The sequence below is a fragment of the Dietzia sp. KRD202 genome (genome assembly GCF_017168155.1).
GTDB lineage: Bacteria > Actinomycetota > Actinomycetes > Mycobacteriales > Mycobacteriaceae > Dietzia > Dietzia kunjamensis.
The window spans coordinates 1-387 of sequence record NZ_JABFAN010000132.1; the positions used below are offsets into that span (position 1 = coordinate 1).

Annotated in this window: 1 protein-coding gene; it reads right to left on the reverse strand. The window is 68.0% G+C overall.

What is annotated here, in order from left to right:
- Nucleotides 1-387 (reverse strand): glycine betaine ABC transporter substrate-binding protein (locus J1M64_RS19320; RefSeq protein ID WP_274601571.1); only part of this gene is annotated, 387 nt, incomplete at both ends.

Consider the following 387-nt stretch of genomic DNA (forward strand, 5'->3'; position numbering starts at 1 on the left):
GAGCGTGCCCTCGGGGTCCTCGAGGTCGCGGATGGGGAACTCGTCATAGGCCCAGTGCGGGCGCCACAGCGTCACGACGATGTTCTCGCCGGCGTCGATCGCCGAGCTGAGCTCAGCGAGCATCGCGGGCGTCGAGGAGGTGATGTACTCCATGCCGTCGAGGCCGTAGGTCGGGATGACCGCGTCCTGCGTGGCAGCGGTGAGGCCCGCGCCCGGCTCGATACCGACGATGCGGTTGCCGAATGCGTCAGCGTTCTCGGCGAGCTCGTCGATCGAGGTGATCGGGGCGTCCTCGTTGACCGCGAACGTGAGCACGGCGTCGTCGTTCCAGGAGCCGAGGTCGACCAGGTCGTCGCCGAACTCCTCCATGTACGAGGCGTGCGTGGT